This window comes from Calidifontimicrobium sp. SYSU G02091 (genome assembly GCF_022631395.1).
Taxonomy (GTDB): Bacteria; Pseudomonadota; Gammaproteobacteria; order Burkholderiales; family Burkholderiaceae_C; genus Calidifontimicrobium; species Calidifontimicrobium sediminis.
Map to the genome: position 1 here is coordinate 1 of NZ_JALBGB010000069.1, position 1,883 is coordinate 1,883.

The 1,883-nt window shown below is 66.6% G+C and carries 1 pseudogene; it reads left to right on the plus strand.

The features are described 5' to 3' along the window. Positions 1 to 419: 419 nt before the first annotated feature. Positions 420 to 1,598 (plus strand): annotated as a pseudogene (locus tag MOJ79_RS18765) (IS3 family transposase); the annotation flags it as partial. Between the last annotated feature and the right edge of the window lie 285 nt (positions 1,599 to 1,883).

The window sequence follows — 1,883 nt, forward strand, 5'->3', positions numbered from 1 at the left end:
CGAAACTGTCCCGTGAACGCCGAATGATGTCGCCATCTGAAAAATCAACCAACAACAGCCGCCTCAGCGGCAGTTGTGCAGACCTTCCCTAACGAAAAGGAAGCCCACAATGTCCGGGTATTGAGGGACCCTCGACGACGCGCGGCGGTATTGCAATCAATTCGAGGCGAGTAGGCGCCCCGCTGATTCACCCGGGTTTCCTCGACCTCCCCGATCGGCGTCCCTGGACCCGCCCGCACACGGCCGCACCCGCCATGTCGCCTTGGCTTGCTGTGCGAACAGCGCCGTAATGGCCTGCCGCAGCCCGAGCGGAGCAGACCATGTCGAACGACCCCGCCTTCACCGAAACTGGTCTTGAAGTTTGAAGTTGCCCCGCTTTCGCGGACACCTTACCCTGCCATGGGATAGAGGAGTCCGAGATGCCCAAGACCCAACCGCCGTACCCGGCGGAGTTCAGACAACAGATGGTAGAGCTGGTGGCCGCTGACCGCTGGCCGCACGCCGGCGGATCTGTCGCGTGAGTTCGGCTGCTCCGCGCAGACCATCGCCAACTGGGTGGCGTCCAGCGGCGTGAAGGCCGGCGTGGCGCGTCAGGCGCCGACCTCGACGCTGAGCAGCGCCGAGCGTGATGAGCTGGCGCGGCTGCGCCGCGAGAACCGCCGGCTGCAGATGGAGCGCGACATCCTGGCAAAGGCTACGGCCTGGTTCGCCGCCAAGAGCGACAAGACGTTCATGCCGTCTACGAACGCGTGAACGCGAACCAGGCCGTCTTCCCCGTGCGAGCGATGTGCCGCGTGCTGGACGTTTCGGCCAGCGGCTTCTACGACTGGCTCGACCGTGCGCCGTCTCGGCGCGCGATGGACGATGCGGCGCTGCTGCAGCACATTCGCACCATCCACGCCGAGTCCGACGGCACCTACGGCGCGCCGCGCATCCACGCCGAGCTGGCCGAACAGGGCCGGCGGGTTGGCCGCAAGCGCGTCGCGCGGTTGATGCAGCAAGGCGCCATCGCCGGCGTCAGCCGCCGCCGCGGCTTCGTCGTGACCACGCAGCGCGACGAGCGGCAGCGCCCTGCGCAGGACCTCGTGCAGCGCAGCTTCACCGCCGGCGGCCCGAACCGGCTTTGGGTGGCCGACATCACCTACGTGCCGACGTGGGCCGGCTTCATCTACCTGGCCGTCGTGCTGGACGTATGGAGCCGCCGCGTGGTGGGATGGTGCATCGGCGAGACGCCGCACGCCGATCTGGTGCTGGCCGCGCTGAACATGGCGCTGGAGCAACGCAAGGCGCACGGTGTCATCCACCACAGCGACCAGGGCAGCCAGTACACGAGCCTGGTGTTCGGCCAGCGCTGCAAGGAGATGAACGTGCGCCCCTCGATGGGCAGCGTCGGCGACGCCTACGACAACGCGATGGCCGAGAGCTTCTTCGCCAGCCTTGAGTGCGAGTTGCTGAACCGCCGCAGCTTCAAGAACAAGGCCGAGGCGCGCACGGCGCTGTTCACCTACATCGAGGGTTGGTACAACCCGCGCCGCCGACACTCGGCGCTGGGCTACCGCTCGCCGGCGCAGTTCGAGCAGATGCATCAGGCCAACGCCGGCATGCAACCGTCGAGCGTCGAACACGGGTTACCCACCGTCGGCGCCCGCGTCGCAGGCGCCGCGCCGCCGGTGGATAACCCTGCCGAGGAGATCAACCCAGATCCAAGTCCGGCTTGAGACTCAAGCCGAAAACCGTCTGTGGAAGCGGGGCAACTTCAGACCAAGACCAAGACCAAGACCACTTTCGAGCTTAGGGAAACGCTGATCAAGTTGCCGCAGGGGTAGCGATGCGGGCTGTACGGGCTTGGGCGGCACGATTTTGCTCGCTCTGGCGGCCCCTGC